Below are 14,546 nucleotides of genomic sequence, written 5' to 3'. Positions count from 1 at the left end.
GCGGCCCGGTGGAGCACGTCACCGCCCTCCTGCTCGAGCTCGGCCTGCTGTTCCTCGGCCTGTCGGTGCTCGGCCTCCTCGCGCGCCGGGTGGGCCTGTCCCCCATCCCGTTCGTGCTGGTGGCCGCGCTGGCCCTCGGGGAGGGCGGCGTCGTCCCGCTGGCCACGTCCCAGCCGTTCCTCGAAGCCGCGGCCGAGATCGGCGTGGTCCTGCTGCTGCTCGCGCTGGGCCTGGAGTTCTCCGCCGAGGAGCTGTTCGCCTCGCTGCGCCACCACGGCCCCTCGGGCCTGGCCGACCTGCTGCTCAACGCCCCGCCGGGGTTCGTCGCCGGGCTGCTGCTCGGCCTGCCGTGGCAGGGTGCGCTGGCGCTGGCAGGGATCACCTGGATCTCCTCCTCGGGCATCGTCGCCCGGCTGCTGGGCGACCTGGGACGCCTGGCCAACCGGGAGACGCCGGCGGTGCTGTCGGTGCTGGTGCTCGAGGACCTCGCGATGGCGCTGTTCCTCCCGCTGCTGGTGGTCGCCCTGGCCGGCGGCGGGCCGGCCTCGGCGGCCGCGGGCGTCGCGCTCGCGGTGGGCGCGGTGGTGCTCGTGCTGCTCGCCGCCCAGCGGCACGGGTCCCGGCTGGGACGGCTGATGGCCTCCCCCGACGACGAGCAGGTGATGCTGCGCCTGGTCGGGCTGACCCTGCTGGTCGCCGGGGTGACGCAGGCGCTCGGCGCCTCGGCGGCGGTCGGGGCCTTCCTCGTCGGCCTGGCGCTGCCCGCGTCGTTCGCCGACCGGGCGCGCGCCGTGCTGGGTCCGCTGCGCGACCTGTTCGCCGCCACGTTCTTCGTCGCCTTCGGGCTGGCGACCGACCCGGCCCTGGTGCTGCCGGTGCTGCCCGCGGTGCTGCTGCTCGCGCTGGTCACGACCGCCACCAAGGTGGGCACCGGCTGGTTCGCCGCCCGCCGGGACGGCGTCGGCGTGCCGGGCCGGCTGCGCGCGGGGACGGCGCTGGTGGCCCGCGGCGAGTTCTCGATCGTCATCGCCGGCCTGGCGGTGACCGCGGGCGTCGGCGAGCTCGGCCCGGTGGCGACCGGCTACGTGCTCGTCCTCGCGGTCACCGGGCCGGTGCTGACCCGGTTCGCCGACCGGCCCGCGCTGCGCGCCCCGCTGCGCCGCTGATCACCGCCGCGGGCGCCGCAGCCGCTCCACCACGGGCGCGGTGGACCCCGGCAGCAGCCGGACGGCCGGCACCGGCGTCCGGACCTCCAGGTGCACGTCCTCGCCGATGCGGTAGGGCTGGGCCGAGACGACCGACCCCAGCGTGCGCCGCAGCCGCGACACCTCGGCGCGCACGGTGACGGTGCGGGCGGGGTCGCCGAACAGGTCGCCGGCGAGGTCGGCGGCCGACCGGCCGGCGCGGTGCTCGGCGAGAGCCAGCAGGATCTCCGCGTGCCGCAGGCTCAGCGGCGCCGACCAGGTCCCGCTCGCGCCGGTGACCCGCACCTCCGGGCGCGGCCCGGCGAGGTCGAGGACGACGCCGGCCGGTCGGGCGTCGTCGGCCCCGCCGGCCGGCCGCAGCAGCCAGCCCCCGGGCAGCGGCTCCGCGGTGCACCGGCCCAGCACCGGCAGCTCGAGGGGCCCGGCCTGCAGGCCGTCGGGCAGCGCGACCCGGTCGGGGGCGGCCAGGCCGGACGCGGCCGCGGTGCACCCGTCGGGTCCGACCACCAGGGCGGGGCCGGCGAGCCGGGCCAGCAGCGGGGCGGCCAGCGCGCGCAGCCGCTCCACCTGACGGGCGTGCGCGGCGGACAGCTCGAGCTCGGCCAGGCGGGCGACCGCGTCGACCAGCGCGATCGTGCTCGGGTGCACCGTCGACGCCGGGCCGGAGAGGTCGACCGCCCCGAGCAGGCGGCCGGTGACCGGGGCGTGCAGCGGCGCGGCGGCGCAGGTCCAGGGCTGGTGCCCCTCCGCGTAGTGCTCACCGGCGTGCACCTGCAGTGGAGCGCCGACCACCAGGCTGGTGCCGATCGCGTTGGTGCCCACGGTGTCCTCGTCCCAGGCCGAGCCCTCGACGAAGCCCAGCCGGTCGGCCCGGCGGCGCACCTGCGGCCCGCCCTCGCGCCACAGCACCCGGGACTCGGCGTCGACCACGACGAGCACCTGGCCGGCGTCGCGCGCCACCGGCAGCAGCCGCTCGCGCAGCAGCGGCAGGAGGGGCGCCAGCCCGCTCTCGGCGCGCCGGCGCTCCAGTTCCGCGCCGTCCAGCGGCGGGACGTCGGGCGCCTCGGAGGGGTCCAGGCCCGCGCACCGCACCCGCCGCCAGGAGGCCCCGATCACCGGGCGCGGCGCGGCCGGGGGTGTGCCGCCGCCCAGCGCCGCGGCGCGGACGCGCTCGAGCAGGCGGGTGTGGGCCCGCGGGTCGGCGCCGGGCGGGAGGGCGCTCTGGACGGCGCTGGACATGGGCAGCTCCTCGGGCTGTGACCTGCGCCACGACCATAGGCGGTGCAACCCCCTGCAACGCTCCCCTCCCGCCCGTCGACGGGAGTGTGCTGGGCGCCACACGTCCCCCGCGACGACGCAGGAGGCCCTCCCCCGTGACGCAGACGATCCAACGACCCGGGACCACCGGTTCCCCCGCCGAGCGCGCCGACGCCTGGTTCGCCGCGTTCGGCGACGCCCTCGCCGCACACGACGTCGACCGCGCCGCCGAGCTGTTCGCCACCACGAGCTTCTGGCGCGACCTGGTGTCCTTCACCTGGAACATCACCACGGTCGAGGGGCGCGAGGGCGTCCGCGACCTGCTCACCGAGACCCTGGACCGCACCGACCCGCGGTCGTTCACCGTCGAAGAGCCCCCGGACGAGGCCGACGGCGTGGTCACCGCCTGGTTCACCTTCGAGACCGCGGTCGGCCGGGGACGCGGGCTGGTCCGGCTGGCCGACGAGGGCGGGACGACGAAGGCGTGGACCTTCCTCACCACCGTGTACGAGCTGAAGGGCCACGAGGAGCCGCGCGGTCCGCGGCGGCCGATGGGCGCCGAGCACGGCGTCAACAAGCAGCGGCTGACCTGGCTGGAGCGACGGGAGAAGGAGCGGGCCGAGCTGGGCACCTCCGTCCAGCCCTACGTGCTCGTCGTCGGCGGCGGCCAGGGCGGCATCGCGCTGGGCGCGCGGCTGCGGCAGCTCGGCGTCCCGAGCATCGTCGTCGACAAGCACCCCCGGCCGGGCGACCAGTGGCGCGGCCGCTACAAGTCGCTGTGCCTGCACGACCCGGTCTGGTACGACCACCTGCCGTACCTGAAGTTCCCCGACACCTGGCCGGTGTTCTCGCCCAAGGACAAGATCGGCGACTGGCTCGAGTCCTACGTCGAGGCCATGGAGGTCCCGTACTGGTCGAGCACGGTCGCGACGAGGGCCTCCTACTCGCCCGAGAAGGGCGAGTGGACCGTCGAGCTGGAGCGCGAGGGCGACGCGGTGACCCTGCGGCCGAAGCACCTGGTGCTGGCCACCGGCATGTCCGGCAAGCCCAACATCCCCGACCTGCCCGGCAAGGACGTCTTCCGCGGCGACCAGCACCACTCCTCGGCCCACCCCGGGCCGGACGCCTACGCCGGCAAGCGCTGCGTCGTCATCGGCAGCAACAACTCCGCCTTCGACATCTGCGGCGCGCTGTGGGAGCACGACGCCGACGTCACCATGGTCCAGCGCAGCTCGACGCACATCGTCAAGAGCGCCACCCTCATGGACATCGGCCTCGGCGCCCTCTACAGCGAGGAGGCGGTCGCCAACGGCGTCACCACGGAGAAGGCCGACCTGGTGTTCGCGTCGATCCCGTACCGGATCATGCACGAGTTCCAGATCCCGCTGTACCAGCAGATGGCCGAGCGCGACGCCGACTTCTACGAGCGGCTGGAGAAGTCGGGGTTCCGGCACGACTGGGGCGACGACGGCTCCGGGCTGTTCATGAAGTACCTGCGCCGCGGCTCGGGCTACTACATCGACGTGGGCGCCGCCGACCTGGTGGCCGGCGGTGAGGTGAAGCTGGCTCAGGGCCAGGTCGACCACCTCACCGAGGACGCCGTCGTCCTCGCCGACGGCACCGAGCTGCCGGCCGACCTCGTCGTCTACGCCACCGGCTACGGGTCGATGAACGGCTGGGCCGCCGACCTCATCTCCCAGGAGGTCGCGGACTCCGTCGGCAAGGTCTGGGGCCACGGCTCCGGCACCACCAAGGACCCCGGCCCGTGGGAGGGCGAGCAGCGCAACATGTGGAAGCCGACCCAGCAGGAGGCGCTGTGGTTCCACGGCGGCAACCTGCACCAGTCGCGGCACTACTCGCTGTACCTGGCGCTGCAGCTCAAGGCCCGGCAGGTCGGCCTCCCGACGCCGGTCTACGGCCTGGCACCGGTGCACCACACCTGCTGACGCCCCTCCCCGGTCCCCCGTCCCGCCTGCACCTGGTCGCCTGGTCCTGGTCACCCGACCCCGGTGTCGATCATGGGGTTGTTGCACGCGGACACGGCTCGCCCCGGCGTGTCCCGCGGCGACAACCCCATGATCAACGCGTTCAGGCGGCGGACTCCCGGCGGGCGGCCGCCGCGGCGAGCAGGTGCGGGGTGAGCGCGTCGGCGATGTGCGCGTAGCCCGACGAGGACGGGTGGAAGCGGTCGGCGGAGAACAGCGACACGTCGGCGGAGAAGGCGGCGGCCACGGCGGCGGAGACCTCGGCGACCACCGCGCCGGCGGCCCGGGCGACGGCGGCCTGCTCACGCTGCAGCTGCTCGGAGGCGGTGCGCACCAGCGCGCGGTAGGCCGGGGGCACGAACGGCACCATCGACATGTCCGGGGCCGGGACGACGAGCACGTCGCTGCCGGCCGCGCGCAGCTCGCCCACCGCCGCGCCGAGCGCGGCGGCCGCCTGCGCGGCGGGCACCATCCGGGCGAGGTCGTTGGCGCCGACCACCACGACGGCGAGGTCCGGGGCGAGGGGGACGGCGCGGCGGACCTGCGCGCCGAGGTCCCGCGAGACCGCGCCGGGCACGGCCACGACGTGCAGGTCGACGTCGTACCCGGCGCCCTCGAGCGTCCGCGCCAGCCGGGGACCGAGCGTGTCGCCGACGCGGGAGGCCCCGGAGCCGTAGGCCAGCGAGTCGCCGAGCAGGACGAGGCGCAGCGGAGTCACCGGCCTCCCCTACCCCCGGCTCGGTCCGGACACGCAGCAGGGCCCGGCCGGAACGCCCGGCCGGGCCCTGGTGAGGTGCTGCGAGCGGCTAGGCGCGCGGGCCGCCCGCGGCGTAGACGACCTGCCCGGAGACGAAGCCGGCGCCCTCGCTGACGAGGAAGGACACCAGGTGGGCGATGTCCTCCGGCTGGCCGACGCGCTGCACCGGGATCTCCTTGGCCGCCGCGGCGATGAAGTCCTCGAACGGGACGCCGATCCGCTCGGCGGTCGCCTTGGTCATCTCGGTCTGGATGAACCCGGGCGCGATCGCGTTGGCGGTGACGCCGAACTTGCCCAGTTCGATGGCGAGGGTCTTGGTGAAGCCCTGCAGGCCGGCCTTGGCGGTGGAGTAGTTGGCCTGGCCGCGGTTGCCCAGCGCCGAGACGCTCGACAGGTTGACGATCCGGCCCCACTTGGCCTCGATCATGTGCTTCTGCACGGCGCGGCTCATGAGGAAGGCGCCCCGCAGGTGCACGTTCATGACGACGTCCCAGTCGACCTCGGTCATCTTGAACAGCAGGTTGTCGCGGGTGACGCCGGCGTTGTTCACCAGCACGGTCGGCGCGCCCAGCTCGGCGGCGACCCGCGCGACCGCGGCCTCGACCTGCTCGGCGTCGCTGACGTCGGCGCCCACGGCCAGCGCCCGTCCGCCGGCGGCCTCGATGGCCTGCACGGTGTCCTTGCCGGCGGACTCCTCCAGGTCGAGCACGCCCACCGCGAACCCGTCCTGTGCCAGCCGCAGGGCCGTGGCCGCGCCGATGCCGCGGGCTGCCCCCGTCACGATGGCCACGCGGGCCCCCGTGCTGCTCGTCTCGCTCATACCGATCCCCTTCGATGTCTGGCGCCGTCCGGCTGCCCGGAGACACGGTACGGCGGCCGGTCCGCCGGGCTACCGACCGGTAGCCCCCGGCGGGTCGCGGCCGCGCCCCGGCTCAGGGCCAGATGCTGGCCACCACGATCGCGGCGACCGCGAGCTGCACGGCCCCCAGCACCATGCTGGCCGGGTGGAACGGCACCTCGGTGACGTGCTCGCCGAGTTTGCCGGGGGTGATGAGGTCCAGGACGAGGAAGGCAACGGCCTGCAGCAGGACCCCGAGCACCCCGAAGACCACGGTGTAGAGCAGCGCCTCGCCGAAGCCGCTGGTGGCGTTGGTCCAGATGGCGGCGAAGACGACCGCGCCCTGGCCGAGGTAGCCGGTCGCCAGCACCAGGCCGGCGTTGACCGAGCGCTCCTCGTGGATGTGCCGTCCGAGCCGGCCCGGGGTGAGCAGGTCGAGGACGACGAAACCGAGGGTCAGCAGTGCGATGCCGAGCCCGGTGTAGGCGACGGCGTAACCGATGCTGGCCAGCACGGGGGACCTCCGACGGTCGAGGGGACGGGCGGACAAGTCCTACCGCACCGGGAGTCCGGCCCCGACCTCGGCGTGCCGGACGGACCGGCCGGTCAGCCGGTCCGGACGACGTCGACCCGGTCGAAGCCCTCCACGACGGTCGGCGGGACCAACCGCGCGGCCGTGCCGTACAGGCCCACCAGGGGGACGCGGGCCCGGCCCTCACGGGTGTCGTTGCGGGCCACGCAGGTCGGCACCGGGGTGTCCAGCCAGACCGCGCGGACGGGGACGCCGGCCGCCCGGGCCGCGGCCACCAGGGGCGCACGGTCCTCCGGGGCCGGGCTGGTGTTGTCGACGACGACGCTGTGCCCGGCGGCGAGCAGCTCGGCGACCACCCGCTGCTGACGGGCCTCCCGCCGGCGGGCGCGGGGCCAGTGGTCCTTGCTCACCACGACGTGGGTGGCGGCCAGGTGCTCCCCGACCCAGGTGGACTTGCCGCTGCCCTGGAGCCCGACCATGACGACCAGCTCCTGGACCGGCTGCGCGACGGGGTCCTCCCTCAGGCGGTGTCCACGGCGCGACTCCGCGCCGGCCCCGTCCAGGGCACCGCCCCGAGCCTGCGCGGGGTGGGGAGGACGGGGTCCTTCTTCACGCGGACTGCCGCAGGGGGGTCACCTCGGCGTCGTCGTCGTCCGCTGCGCGGCACGGAGCCGGGTGCTCCACCAGTGCCAGCACCCGCCCGGCCATGAACCGCGCGGTGCGGACGGGCGTGCCGCCGCGGGTGGTCTCGGTGACCTCCACCAGCCCCCGGCCGTGGGTCACGTCCACCCGCCGTCCGGCGCGGGTGGCCTCGATGTCGTAGGTGCGGGTCGTGCCGCCGGCGTCGATCACGACCTCTACGCGGTCGCCCTTCATGTGTTCCTCCGAAGACGTTCCGCCGGGCGGCGTGCCCGACACGATGACAACGTCCTCCAGGGGTCTGACATTCCGCGCTGACCTGTAGGTTCAGCCTCCCGACCGGCCCTCCGCACTGGCCGGTTCCTCGGTCTCCGGCGCCGGCGGGTCCGCAGTGGCCGGGGCCGCGCCGGGGTGCCGCCGTCCGGGCAGGTGCGGCTGCAGGGCGCGGACCGAGGCCAGCGCCGCACGCCGGGCGTTGGCCCGCTGCCGGGCGCGACTGGTCCGCGGCGCCCGCGGCTCCTCCCGCAGCAGCGCGTCCAGCCAGTGCCCCCGCGGGTCGACGTCCACCAGCATGGCCTTGACCAGCAGGGTCAGCGGGATCGCCAGCAGCGCGCCCAGGGCGCCGAGCACCCAGCCCCAGAACAGCAGGGCGACGAAGGTGACCGTCATCGACAGCCCGACCGAGTCGCCGACGAAGCGCGGCTGGATCAGCGTCTGGACGACGAAGTTGAGCAGCGCGTAGATCGCGACGACGACCCAGAACTCCGTCCAACCGCCGGACAGCAGGCCGAGGATGGCCGGCGGCACCAGCCCGAGGACGAAGCCGATGTTGGGCACGTAGTTGGTGATGAACGACAGCAGGCCCCAGATCACCGGCAGCGGGATGCCGATGATGGCCAGCGCGATCGCGTCGCCGATCGCGACGATGGCGCCGAACACCGTGCTGACCCACAGGTAGCTGCGGGTGCCGCGGGCGAACAGGCCCAGCGCGATCGGCAGGTGGGGGCGCTCGGCGGCGACCAGCGCCAGCCGCCGGCCGAACCCACCGGACTCGATGGCGAGGAACACGAGCGCGGCCAGCAGCAGGACCAGGGTGGAGGCGGCATCGGTGGCCCGGGTCAGCACGCCGGTGGCCACCCCGACCAGCTGGCTGTAGTCGAACCGGGCGATGAGGTCGGAGAGCTGGCCGGAGACGATCCCCCGGTCGTTGAGGTCGGCGACCACGGAGGCGAGCAGCGCCTCGGCGGAGTCGGCGTAGTCGGGAAGCAGCGCGGCGAACTGGGCTATCGAGACGATCAGCAGCGCGACGAAGGCGAGCAGGATCGTCCAGACCAGCACCAGCAGCACCGTGGCGCTGGCCCAGCGCGGCCAGCCGTGCCGCTGCAGGAAGCGCTGCACCGGCATGAGCGCGACGACGACGACCAGCGCCAGCAGCACCGGGCCGACCAGCCACGCGATCGACCGGACGCCGGCGATGGCGACGGTGGCCGCGGCGGCGCCGCCCACCAGCACCAGCCACCGCGGCAGACCCCCGGGCGAGGGGTCGGGGAGCTCGTCGGGCGCCTGGTGCGCCGCGCCGTGGCCCACGTCGGCCGCCCGGGCCGCGGCCACCGTGGCGTCCTCGGCCTCGGCGGCCTGCACGTCGGCGGCCTGCGCGTCGGCGGCCTGCACCTCGGCGGCCTGCACCTCGGCGGCCCCGGCGGGGGTCAGGGCGCTGGCCCCCGCAGCCGCCGGGATCCCCGTCCCGCTGCCGGGCAGCCGCTGCTGCGCGACCATCCTGCTCGTCCCGCCCGCTCAGCCGGTGCGGGCGGGCGCCGACCCGCCGGACGTCTCGACGTCGACCATGTGCCCTCCGCCTTCCCCCACGCGGCGCCGCGTACCCGCACCCCAGCCTGGCATGCCCGGCCGACGGGGGTTCAGGAACGCGCGCCGTCCAGCAGCGCGGCCATCGCCGGCAGGTCGAAGAACGCGGCCGTCTCGCGGGCGGTCGGGCCACCGGCGTCGGGGTCGGCGCCGGCGGCCAGCAGCCGGCGCACGGTGTCCCCCGACTGCTTGAACACCGCGGCGGCCAGGGCGGTCTGGCCGCGGTCGTTGACCCGCGCGGGGTCGGCTCCCCGCTCCAGCAGCGCCGCCACCGTCTCCGGGTGGCCGTGGTACGCCGCGAGGATGAGCAGCGTGTCGCCCTTGTCGTTGGTCAGGTTGGCCGGGACGCCGGCGTCCAGGTAGGCCACCAGCTCCTCGGTGGCGCCGAACCGCGCCAGGTCGAAGACCCGGGCCGCCAGCTCGATGACCTCGGGGTCGATCCCGCCGCTGTGCTCGTCGCTCACCCGGCCCAGCCTAGGAGGTGCCGGAGGGCGCTCGGGACGAGGCGGTGGACCGTGCGGTCGGTCCTCGCCCCGGGGTCCTTTCCGGGGTCCTCCCTCAGGGGGTCGCGACCCGGTCGGTGAGGGCGAGCACCCGCCGCCAGACGTCGGCGCAGGCGTCGGCCCAGTCGCCGTACGCGCGGTCGAAGAACGAGTGCGGGGCGCCGTCGTAGACCGCGGTCTCCACCTCGGCCCCGCCGACGCGGAGCTTCTCGGCGAGCGCGAGCTGGTCCTCGACAGGGGTGGCCTGGTCCGCCCCGGCGATCACCATCAGCGTCGGGCGGGTGGCCGCGGCGTCGCCGACCATCGCCGGCCGGCCGTAGAAGCCGATGCACGCGGCCAGGTCCAGGTCCCCGCCGGCCAGGCGCCACGAGTGGCTGCCGCCGAAGCAGAACCCGACGGTCACCACCGGCAGGTCCGGCCGGGTGCGCTCGCGCAGGTAATCGATCGCGACGGCGACGTCGGCGTCCACCCCCGCCGGCGTGGTCTGCGGGATGTGCGTCTGCCAGTCGAAGTCCTGCTCCCGCGTGCCGGTCGGCGGCAGCTCCGCCGTCCGGCCGAAGTAGTCGATCGCCACGGCGGGCAGGCCGGCCTCGGCGAACCGCTCGGCCAGGGCCACGTAGTACGGGTGCAGGCCGCGGATGTCGGGCAGGAGCACGACCCCCACCCGGGCGGGCTCGGCGGGCGCGGCGTGGGCCGCGGCGAACTCGGTGCCGTCAGCGGAGGTGAGGGTCAGCGTGCCACGCTCGGCGACGTCACCGCTCCTCGGCGGCGCGGGCGGGCGGCTGTCGGTGTCGTGGCACATGCACCGTTCCTACCTGCGCCGACGGCCCGGCGCCCGCTCAGGTGTCGGCGGCCTCGTCGGCGGCGCCCGCCTGTCCCCCGAACACGTGGGCGGCGACCTCGCGCCGGACGGGGGCCAGCCACTGGTGCTGCTTGTCGGCCTGCTCGATCAGCCGGTGGAACAGCTGCGCGTCGACCCGCTCGTCGGTCTCGCCCAGCGCACGGAGGGTCTCGAACCCGGCCCGCTTGGCCAGCACCGCGGTGGAGATGAACTCGAACTCGACCAGGTCCGACAGCGGCGACCGGGAGAGCAGGTGGCCGTTGAGCTTGAGCCGGGAGAGCTTCTCCCCCACCCAGGTGGCCACCTGCTTGTACTGGCGCACCGGCAGGCCGAGGGCCTGCATGGTGCCGCGCAGCGCCGCCCGCTCCTCGTGCAGCTCGCCGAGCAGCTCGGCCAACCGCGACTCGTACGGGCCGCCCCGGTGCCGGCCGAGCATGCGGCTGACCAGCTCGATGCCGCCGGTGGCGGCGGCGAGGTGGTCGTTGGTGTAGACGGCGAGCAGCTCGACGTTGCGGAGCCCGGCGGGCGCGGACGGCTCGGACACGGTTCTCCCAGGGGCTCGGGACGGCGGGGGCACCTCATTCTCCCCGCCCGGTGATCACCGCGCGCGACGACGGCTCAGCCGGCCGCCCGGGCGAGCAGCCGGGCGGCGGTGGGGCGCAGCTCCCGTTCGAGCTCCCACAGCCCGGCGGCCAGCCGCTGGCCGACGGCCTGGCGGGAGATGCCCAGGGCCGCGGCGGCCTGGGCCTGGGTGCGTCCCGCGCCCACCAGCTCGATCGCCTGCCACGCCTGCGCACTGCGCCGCTGCACGAGGACCGCGAGCGCGGTGAGCACCGCCTGCGCGTCGCCGGCGTCGGGCGGCACCACGCCGCGAACGGCCAGCCGGACGCCGCGCTGCCCGGCGGCGTCCACCGCCCGGCGGGCGGCCAGCACGGCGGGCGCGCCGGTCCGGAGGCCGTCGGGCAGCGGCCCGGCGCCCACGCCGACGTCCCACCCGCCCTCCCGGACCAGGCCGAGGACCAGGTCGACGACGGCGGCGGGGTCGGCCAGGACGCCGGACAGCTCGCGGCCCGCCGTCCGCTCGAAGGGCTGCAGCACCGGGACGGCCTCCGCCAGCCGGGCGAGGACGGCGGCCACCCGGTCCCCGCCGTCCCGCTGGGCGAGGGCCAGGACGAAGGGCATCCGTCAAGCCTGGCAGCTTGACGGCGCGGGCTCACATCCGGGCGACGACCTCGGGCGGGAAGCCGCCGGTCGCGATCGGTCCCCACCGCTCGACGGTGATCCGCAGCAGCGACTTGCCCTGCCGGGTCATCGCGGCGCGGTACTCGTCCCAGTCGGGGTGCTCGCCGCTGATCGCCCGGAAGTAGTCGACGAGCGGCTCGAGGGCCTCGGGCAGGTCGAGCACCTCGGCCCGGCCGTCCACCTGCACCCAGGGCCCGTCGAAGTCGTCGGAGAGCACGCACAGCGAGACGGCCGGGTCACGACGGGCGTTGGCGACCTTCGCCCGCTGCGGGTAGGTGGAGACGACGATGCGGCCCTCGCCGTCCAGGCCGCAGGTGACCGGCGAGAGCTGCACGCCCCCACCGCTGCGGCGGGTGACCAGCACGGCCTTGTGACGGGGACGCAGGAACTCCTCGAGCGCCGCCCGGTCGACCCGGTCGGCTGTCGCGGTCTTCGGCATGCACCGACGCTACGACGCCCACCACGTGATCGTTTCCGCGCGTCCCGGAACGGACATCCACGGGTGGTGATCTCGCGCATGCGACTCCGAGGGTCCGACCGCTCCGCCGGGTCGGAGGCGCCGGCCTCCGTCGACGAGCGCGAGCACGTCGCCCACCCCGACGCGGCGGCCGTCACCGGCGCCCCGGCGCCCTCCGACCAGCGCGGCCCCCGGCTGCGGCGGGCGACCCGGTCGCTGGCGATCGCCTCGGCCCAGCTGCTGCTGATCACCGGCGCGGTCGTCGTCCTCGGGTGGGTGCTGGGCCGGCTGTGGGTGATCCTGCTGCCGATCGTGCTGGGGCTGCTGTTCGCCACGGTGCTGTGGCCGCCGACGCGGTTCCTGCGCAAGCACCGCTGGCCGCCGGCACTGGCTGCGGCGGTGTCGTTGCTCGGGTTCCTCGCGGTCATCGGCGGGCTCGTCGCGGCGATCGCGCCCCAGGTCGCCGACCAGGTGGGCGAACTGGCCGACCAGACCGCCGTCGGGCTGCAGCAGGTCCAGACCTGGCTGCAGGGCCCGCCGTTCAGGATCGGCGAGGACCAGATCGGTCAGGCGGTCGACAACGCGATCAACTCGCTGCAGGACAACGCGCAGAACATCGCCGGGTACGCGCTCACCGGCGCCTCGGCGGTGGGCAACGGGCTGATCAACCTCGTGCTGGCGCTGGTGCTGGCGTTCTTCTTCGTCAAGGACGGCCCGCGCTGGGTGCCCTGGCTGGCCGCCCAGACCGGGCCGAAGGCCGCGCCGCACGTGGCGGCGCTGTCGCAGAAGACCTGGAGCACCCTGTCGGAGTTCATCAAGCAGCAGGCCCTGGTCGGGTTCGTCGACGCGTTCTTCATCGGCCTGGGGCTGTGGATCCTCGACGTCCCGCTGGTGCTGCCGCTGGCGGTGCTGACCTTCTTCGGCGCGTTCATCCCGATCATCGGTGCGTTCGTCGCCGGGGCGTTCGCCGTGCTGATCGCCCTGGTCGACGAGGGCTTCACGGTGGCGCTCATCGTGTTCGGGATCGTGCTGCTGGTGCAGCAGATCGAGGGCAACGTGCTGCAGCCGATCATCCAGGGCCGCGGGTTCAACCTGCACGCGGCGGTGGTGATCCTCGCGGTGACCGCGGGCGGCAGCCTGGCCGGGATCACCGGCGCGTTCCTCGGCGTCCCGGTGGCCGCGCTGATCGCCGTCGTCTACCGGTACGTCCGCGACGAGCTCGACGGGCGCTCCCCCGACGTGACCGACGACGGCACCCGGCCCGAGATCCGGGGCGACGAGACCGGCGCGACGGTGACCCGCGAGCAGGTGGCGGCGCCGGCTCCGGACGGTATCCGCCGGCCGTCGCAGCAGGACCTCGGGGACGGCGACGGGTGAACCGGGAATGCCCGCCGCCCGCGGCGAGCTGATCACCGACAGGACCCGAACCCGAGGAGGCACCCCCCGTGGCGCACCGACCGGAGGAGCTCGTCGAGCTGCTCGCCGAGGCCGAGCCGTTCCTCGCGCGGGAGGCGGAGGTGAGCGCGGCGGCGCAGCGCCGCGGGCTGGTGCTCGTGCACGAGCTCGCCGGCGAGTTCGACGCGGCGCACGCCGGCGCCCTGGCCGGCTCGCACCTGCTGGCGAGCCTGCCGCACCAGATCATCGCGCGGTTCGACGTCGACGCCCTGGTCGACTACCGGGCCCACCGGCCCCGCATGACCTTCAACGGCGACCGGTACGAGTCGTTCACGCCGCCGGAGATCGTGCTCTACGCGGTGGAGGACGACGCGGGTGAGCCGTTCCTCCTGCTGCACGGCGCCGAGCCCGACTTCGCCTGGGAGCGGTTCGTGGCGGCGGTCGGCTGGCTGGTCGAGCGGCTGGGCGTGACGTCGGTGGTGGCGCTGCAGGCGATCCCGATGCCGGTGCCGCACACCCGCCCGGTGACGGTGACCGCGCACGCCACGCGGCGGCAGCTCATCGAGTCCTACCCCGTCTACTGGGGCGAGCTGCGCATCCCCGGCAGCGTCGCGGCGCTGCTGGAACTGCGGATGGGCGAGGCCGGCGTCGACGCGTTCGGCGTGGCCGCGCACGTGCCGCACTACCTGGCGCAGGCGACCTTCCCGGCCGCCTCGCTGACCCTGCTGGAGCACCTGTCCCGGCTCACCGGGCTGCACCTGCCCACCGAGACGCTGCGGGAGGCCGCCGAGGCCCACCGCACCGAGGTCGACGAGCAGATCGCCCGTTCCCCGGAGAACACCGCCGTCGTGGCGACGCTGGAGCAGCAGTACGACCAGTTCGCCGCCGCCCGAGAGGGGTCGGACCTGCTCAGCGACGTCGGCGAGGTGCCCACCGGCGAGGAGATCGGCGCGGAGTTCGAGCGGTTCCTCGCCGAGCAGGAGCGCCGCCGCGGCGACTGAGGTCGCCCCGAGTGGGCCGCGCGGAACGAGG

16 protein-coding genes are annotated in these 14,546 nt (G+C 75.3%); 4 read left to right on the top strand and 12 right to left on the bottom strand.

Annotated elements, in window-relative coordinates:
* Nucleotides 1-8: 8 nt before the first annotated feature.
* Nucleotides 9-1,166 carry a cation:proton antiporter gene (locus tag ACI79D_RS05735; RefSeq protein ID WP_456917368.1) on the top strand — a complete coding sequence of 386 codons (1,158 nt, stop codon included), beginning with the start codon at nt 9-11 and terminating at the stop codon, nt 1,164-1,166.
* Here ACI79D_RS05735 and ACI79D_RS05730 read toward each other — a convergent pair whose 3' ends face one another.
* The gene (locus ACI79D_RS05730) at nt 1,167-2,444 is read right to left on the bottom strand and encodes a GAF domain-containing protein (protein ID WP_456917367.1); all 1,278 of its coding nucleotides are present in this window, start codon (nt 2,442-2,444) and stop codon (nt 1,167-1,169) included.
* A gap of 134 nt (nt 2,445-2,578) precedes the next feature.
* Here ACI79D_RS05730 and ACI79D_RS05725 point away from each other — a divergent pair, with 134 nt between their 5' ends.
* Entirely contained in the window at nt 2,579-4,408 is a 1,830-nt protein-coding gene (locus tag ACI79D_RS05725) for an NAD(P)-binding domain-containing protein (RefSeq protein WP_456917366.1), read from the top strand.
* Nucleotides 4,409-4,550: 142 nt separating this feature from the next.
* Here ACI79D_RS05725 and ACI79D_RS05720 read toward each other — a convergent pair whose 3' ends face one another.
* The 11 genes from ACI79D_RS05720 to ACI79D_RS05670 all read right to left on the bottom strand — a co-directional run bounded on the left by ACI79D_RS05720 (nt 4,551) and on the right by ACI79D_RS05670 (nt 12,101).
* On the bottom strand, nt 4,551-5,165 hold the full coding sequence (locus ACI79D_RS05720) for an SGNH/GDSL hydrolase family protein (protein ID WP_456917365.1): 615 nt from the start codon (nt 5,163-5,165) through the stop codon (nt 4,551-4,553).
* An 88-nt stretch (nt 5,166-5,253) separates the two neighbouring features.
* Nucleotides 5,254-6,024, bottom strand: coding sequence for a 3-oxoacyl-ACP reductase FabG (gene fabG, locus ACI79D_RS05715; protein ID WP_456911579.1), 771 nt, complete (start codon nt 6,022-6,024; stop codon nt 5,254-5,256).
* Nucleotides 6,025-6,136: 112 nt separating this feature from the next.
* The gene (locus ACI79D_RS05710; RefSeq protein WP_456917363.1) at nt 6,137-6,556 is read right to left on the bottom strand and encodes a DUF350 domain-containing protein; all 420 of its coding nucleotides are present in this window, start codon (nt 6,554-6,556) and stop codon (nt 6,137-6,139) included.
* Between the two features lie 92 nt (nt 6,557-6,648).
* Nucleotides 6,649-7,053: an AAA family ATPase gene (locus ACI79D_RS05705; protein ID WP_456917361.1), complete on the bottom strand. Its 405-nt coding sequence runs from the start codon at nt 7,051-7,053 to the stop codon at nt 6,649-6,651.
* 130 nt (nt 7,054-7,183) lie between these two features.
* The gene (locus tag ACI79D_RS05700) at nt 7,184-7,450 is read right to left on the bottom strand and encodes a hypothetical protein (RefSeq protein ID WP_456917359.1); all 267 of its coding nucleotides are present in this window, start codon (nt 7,448-7,450) and stop codon (nt 7,184-7,186) included.
* A gap of 90 nt (nt 7,451-7,540) precedes the next feature.
* Nucleotides 7,541-8,989 carry an AI-2E family transporter gene (locus ACI79D_RS05695; RefSeq protein ID WP_456917357.1) on the bottom strand — a complete coding sequence of 483 codons (1,449 nt, stop codon included), beginning with the start codon at nt 8,987-8,989 and terminating at the stop codon, nt 7,541-7,543.
* Nucleotides 8,990-9,129: 140 nt separating this feature from the next.
* Nucleotides 9,130-9,540 (bottom strand): ankyrin repeat domain-containing protein, encoded by a 411-nt coding sequence (locus tag ACI79D_RS05690; RefSeq protein WP_456917355.1) that lies wholly within the window; start codon nt 9,538-9,540, stop codon nt 9,130-9,132.
* A gap of 94 nt (nt 9,541-9,634) precedes the next feature.
* Nucleotides 9,635-10,381 (bottom strand): dienelactone hydrolase family protein, encoded by a 747-nt coding sequence (locus tag ACI79D_RS05685; protein ID WP_456917353.1) that lies wholly within the window; start codon nt 10,379-10,381, stop codon nt 9,635-9,637.
* A 37-nt stretch (nt 10,382-10,418) separates the two neighbouring features.
* The gene (locus tag ACI79D_RS05680; RefSeq protein ID WP_456917352.1) at nt 10,419-10,964 is read right to left on the bottom strand and encodes a hypothetical protein; all 546 of its coding nucleotides are present in this window, start codon (nt 10,962-10,964) and stop codon (nt 10,419-10,421) included.
* A 74-nt stretch (nt 10,965-11,038) separates the two neighbouring features.
* The gene (locus tag ACI79D_RS05675; protein ID WP_456917350.1) at nt 11,039-11,602 is read right to left on the bottom strand and encodes a hypothetical protein; all 564 of its coding nucleotides are present in this window, start codon (nt 11,600-11,602) and stop codon (nt 11,039-11,041) included.
* A gap of 31 nt (nt 11,603-11,633) precedes the next feature.
* Nucleotides 11,634-12,101 carry a PPOX class F420-dependent oxidoreductase gene (locus tag ACI79D_RS05670; protein WP_456917348.1) on the bottom strand — a complete coding sequence of 156 codons (468 nt, stop codon included), beginning with the start codon at nt 12,099-12,101 and terminating at the stop codon, nt 11,634-11,636.
* 78 nt (nt 12,102-12,179) lie between these two features.
* Between ACI79D_RS05670 and ACI79D_RS05665 the strand changes: the two genes are divergently transcribed.
* Entirely contained in the window at nt 12,180-13,496 is a 1,317-nt protein-coding gene (locus ACI79D_RS05665) for an AI-2E family transporter (protein ID WP_456917346.1), read from the top strand.
* Nucleotides 13,497-13,564: 68 nt separating this feature from the next.
* Complete coding sequence (locus tag ACI79D_RS05660; RefSeq protein WP_456917345.1) at nt 13,565-14,515, top strand: proteasome assembly chaperone family protein; 951 nt, start codon at nt 13,565-13,567, stop codon at nt 14,513-14,515.
* Nucleotides 14,516-14,546: the final 31 nt, after the last annotated feature.

It is taken from the genome of Geodermatophilus sp. SYSU D00708 (genome assembly GCF_054050115.1).
This window is presented reverse-complemented; position numbering and strand designations above follow the sequence as displayed.

Bases quoted from the DNA above. Each gene is read 5' to 3' on its own strand.
- ACI79D_RS05675 (WP_456917350.1), bottom strand. From the start codon at position 11,602: ATGCCCTTCGTCCTGGCCCTCGCCCAGCGGGACGGCGGGGACCGGGTG.
- ACI79D_RS05705 (WP_456917361.1), bottom strand. From the start codon at position 7,053: ATGGTCGGGCTCCAGGGCAGCGGCAAGTCCACCTGGGTCGGGGAGCAC.
- ACI79D_RS05695 (WP_456917357.1), bottom strand. From the start codon at position 8,989: ATGGTCGCGCAGCAGCGGCTGCCCGGCAGCGGGACGGGGATCCCGGCG.
- fabG (WP_456911579.1), bottom strand. From the start codon at position 6,024: ATGAGCGAGACGAGCAGCACGGGGGCCCGCGTGGCCATCGTGACGGGG.
- ACI79D_RS05700 (WP_456917359.1), bottom strand. From the start codon at position 7,450: ATGAAGGGCGACCGCGTAGAGGTCGTGATCGACGCCGGCGGCACGACC.
- ACI79D_RS05730 (WP_456917367.1), bottom strand. From the start codon at position 2,444: ATGTCCAGCGCCGTCCAGAGCGCCCTCCCGCCCGGCGCCGACCCGCGG.
- ACI79D_RS05685 (WP_456917353.1), bottom strand. From the start codon at position 10,381: ATGTGCCACGACACCGACAGCCGCCCGCCCGCGCCGCCGAGGAGCGGT.
- ACI79D_RS05670 (WP_456917348.1), bottom strand. From the start codon at position 12,101: ATGCCGAAGACCGCGACAGCCGACCGGGTCGACCGGGCGGCGCTCGAG.
- ACI79D_RS05665 (WP_456917346.1), top strand. From the start codon at position 12,180: ATGCGACTCCGAGGGTCCGACCGCTCCGCCGGGTCGGAGGCGCCGGCC.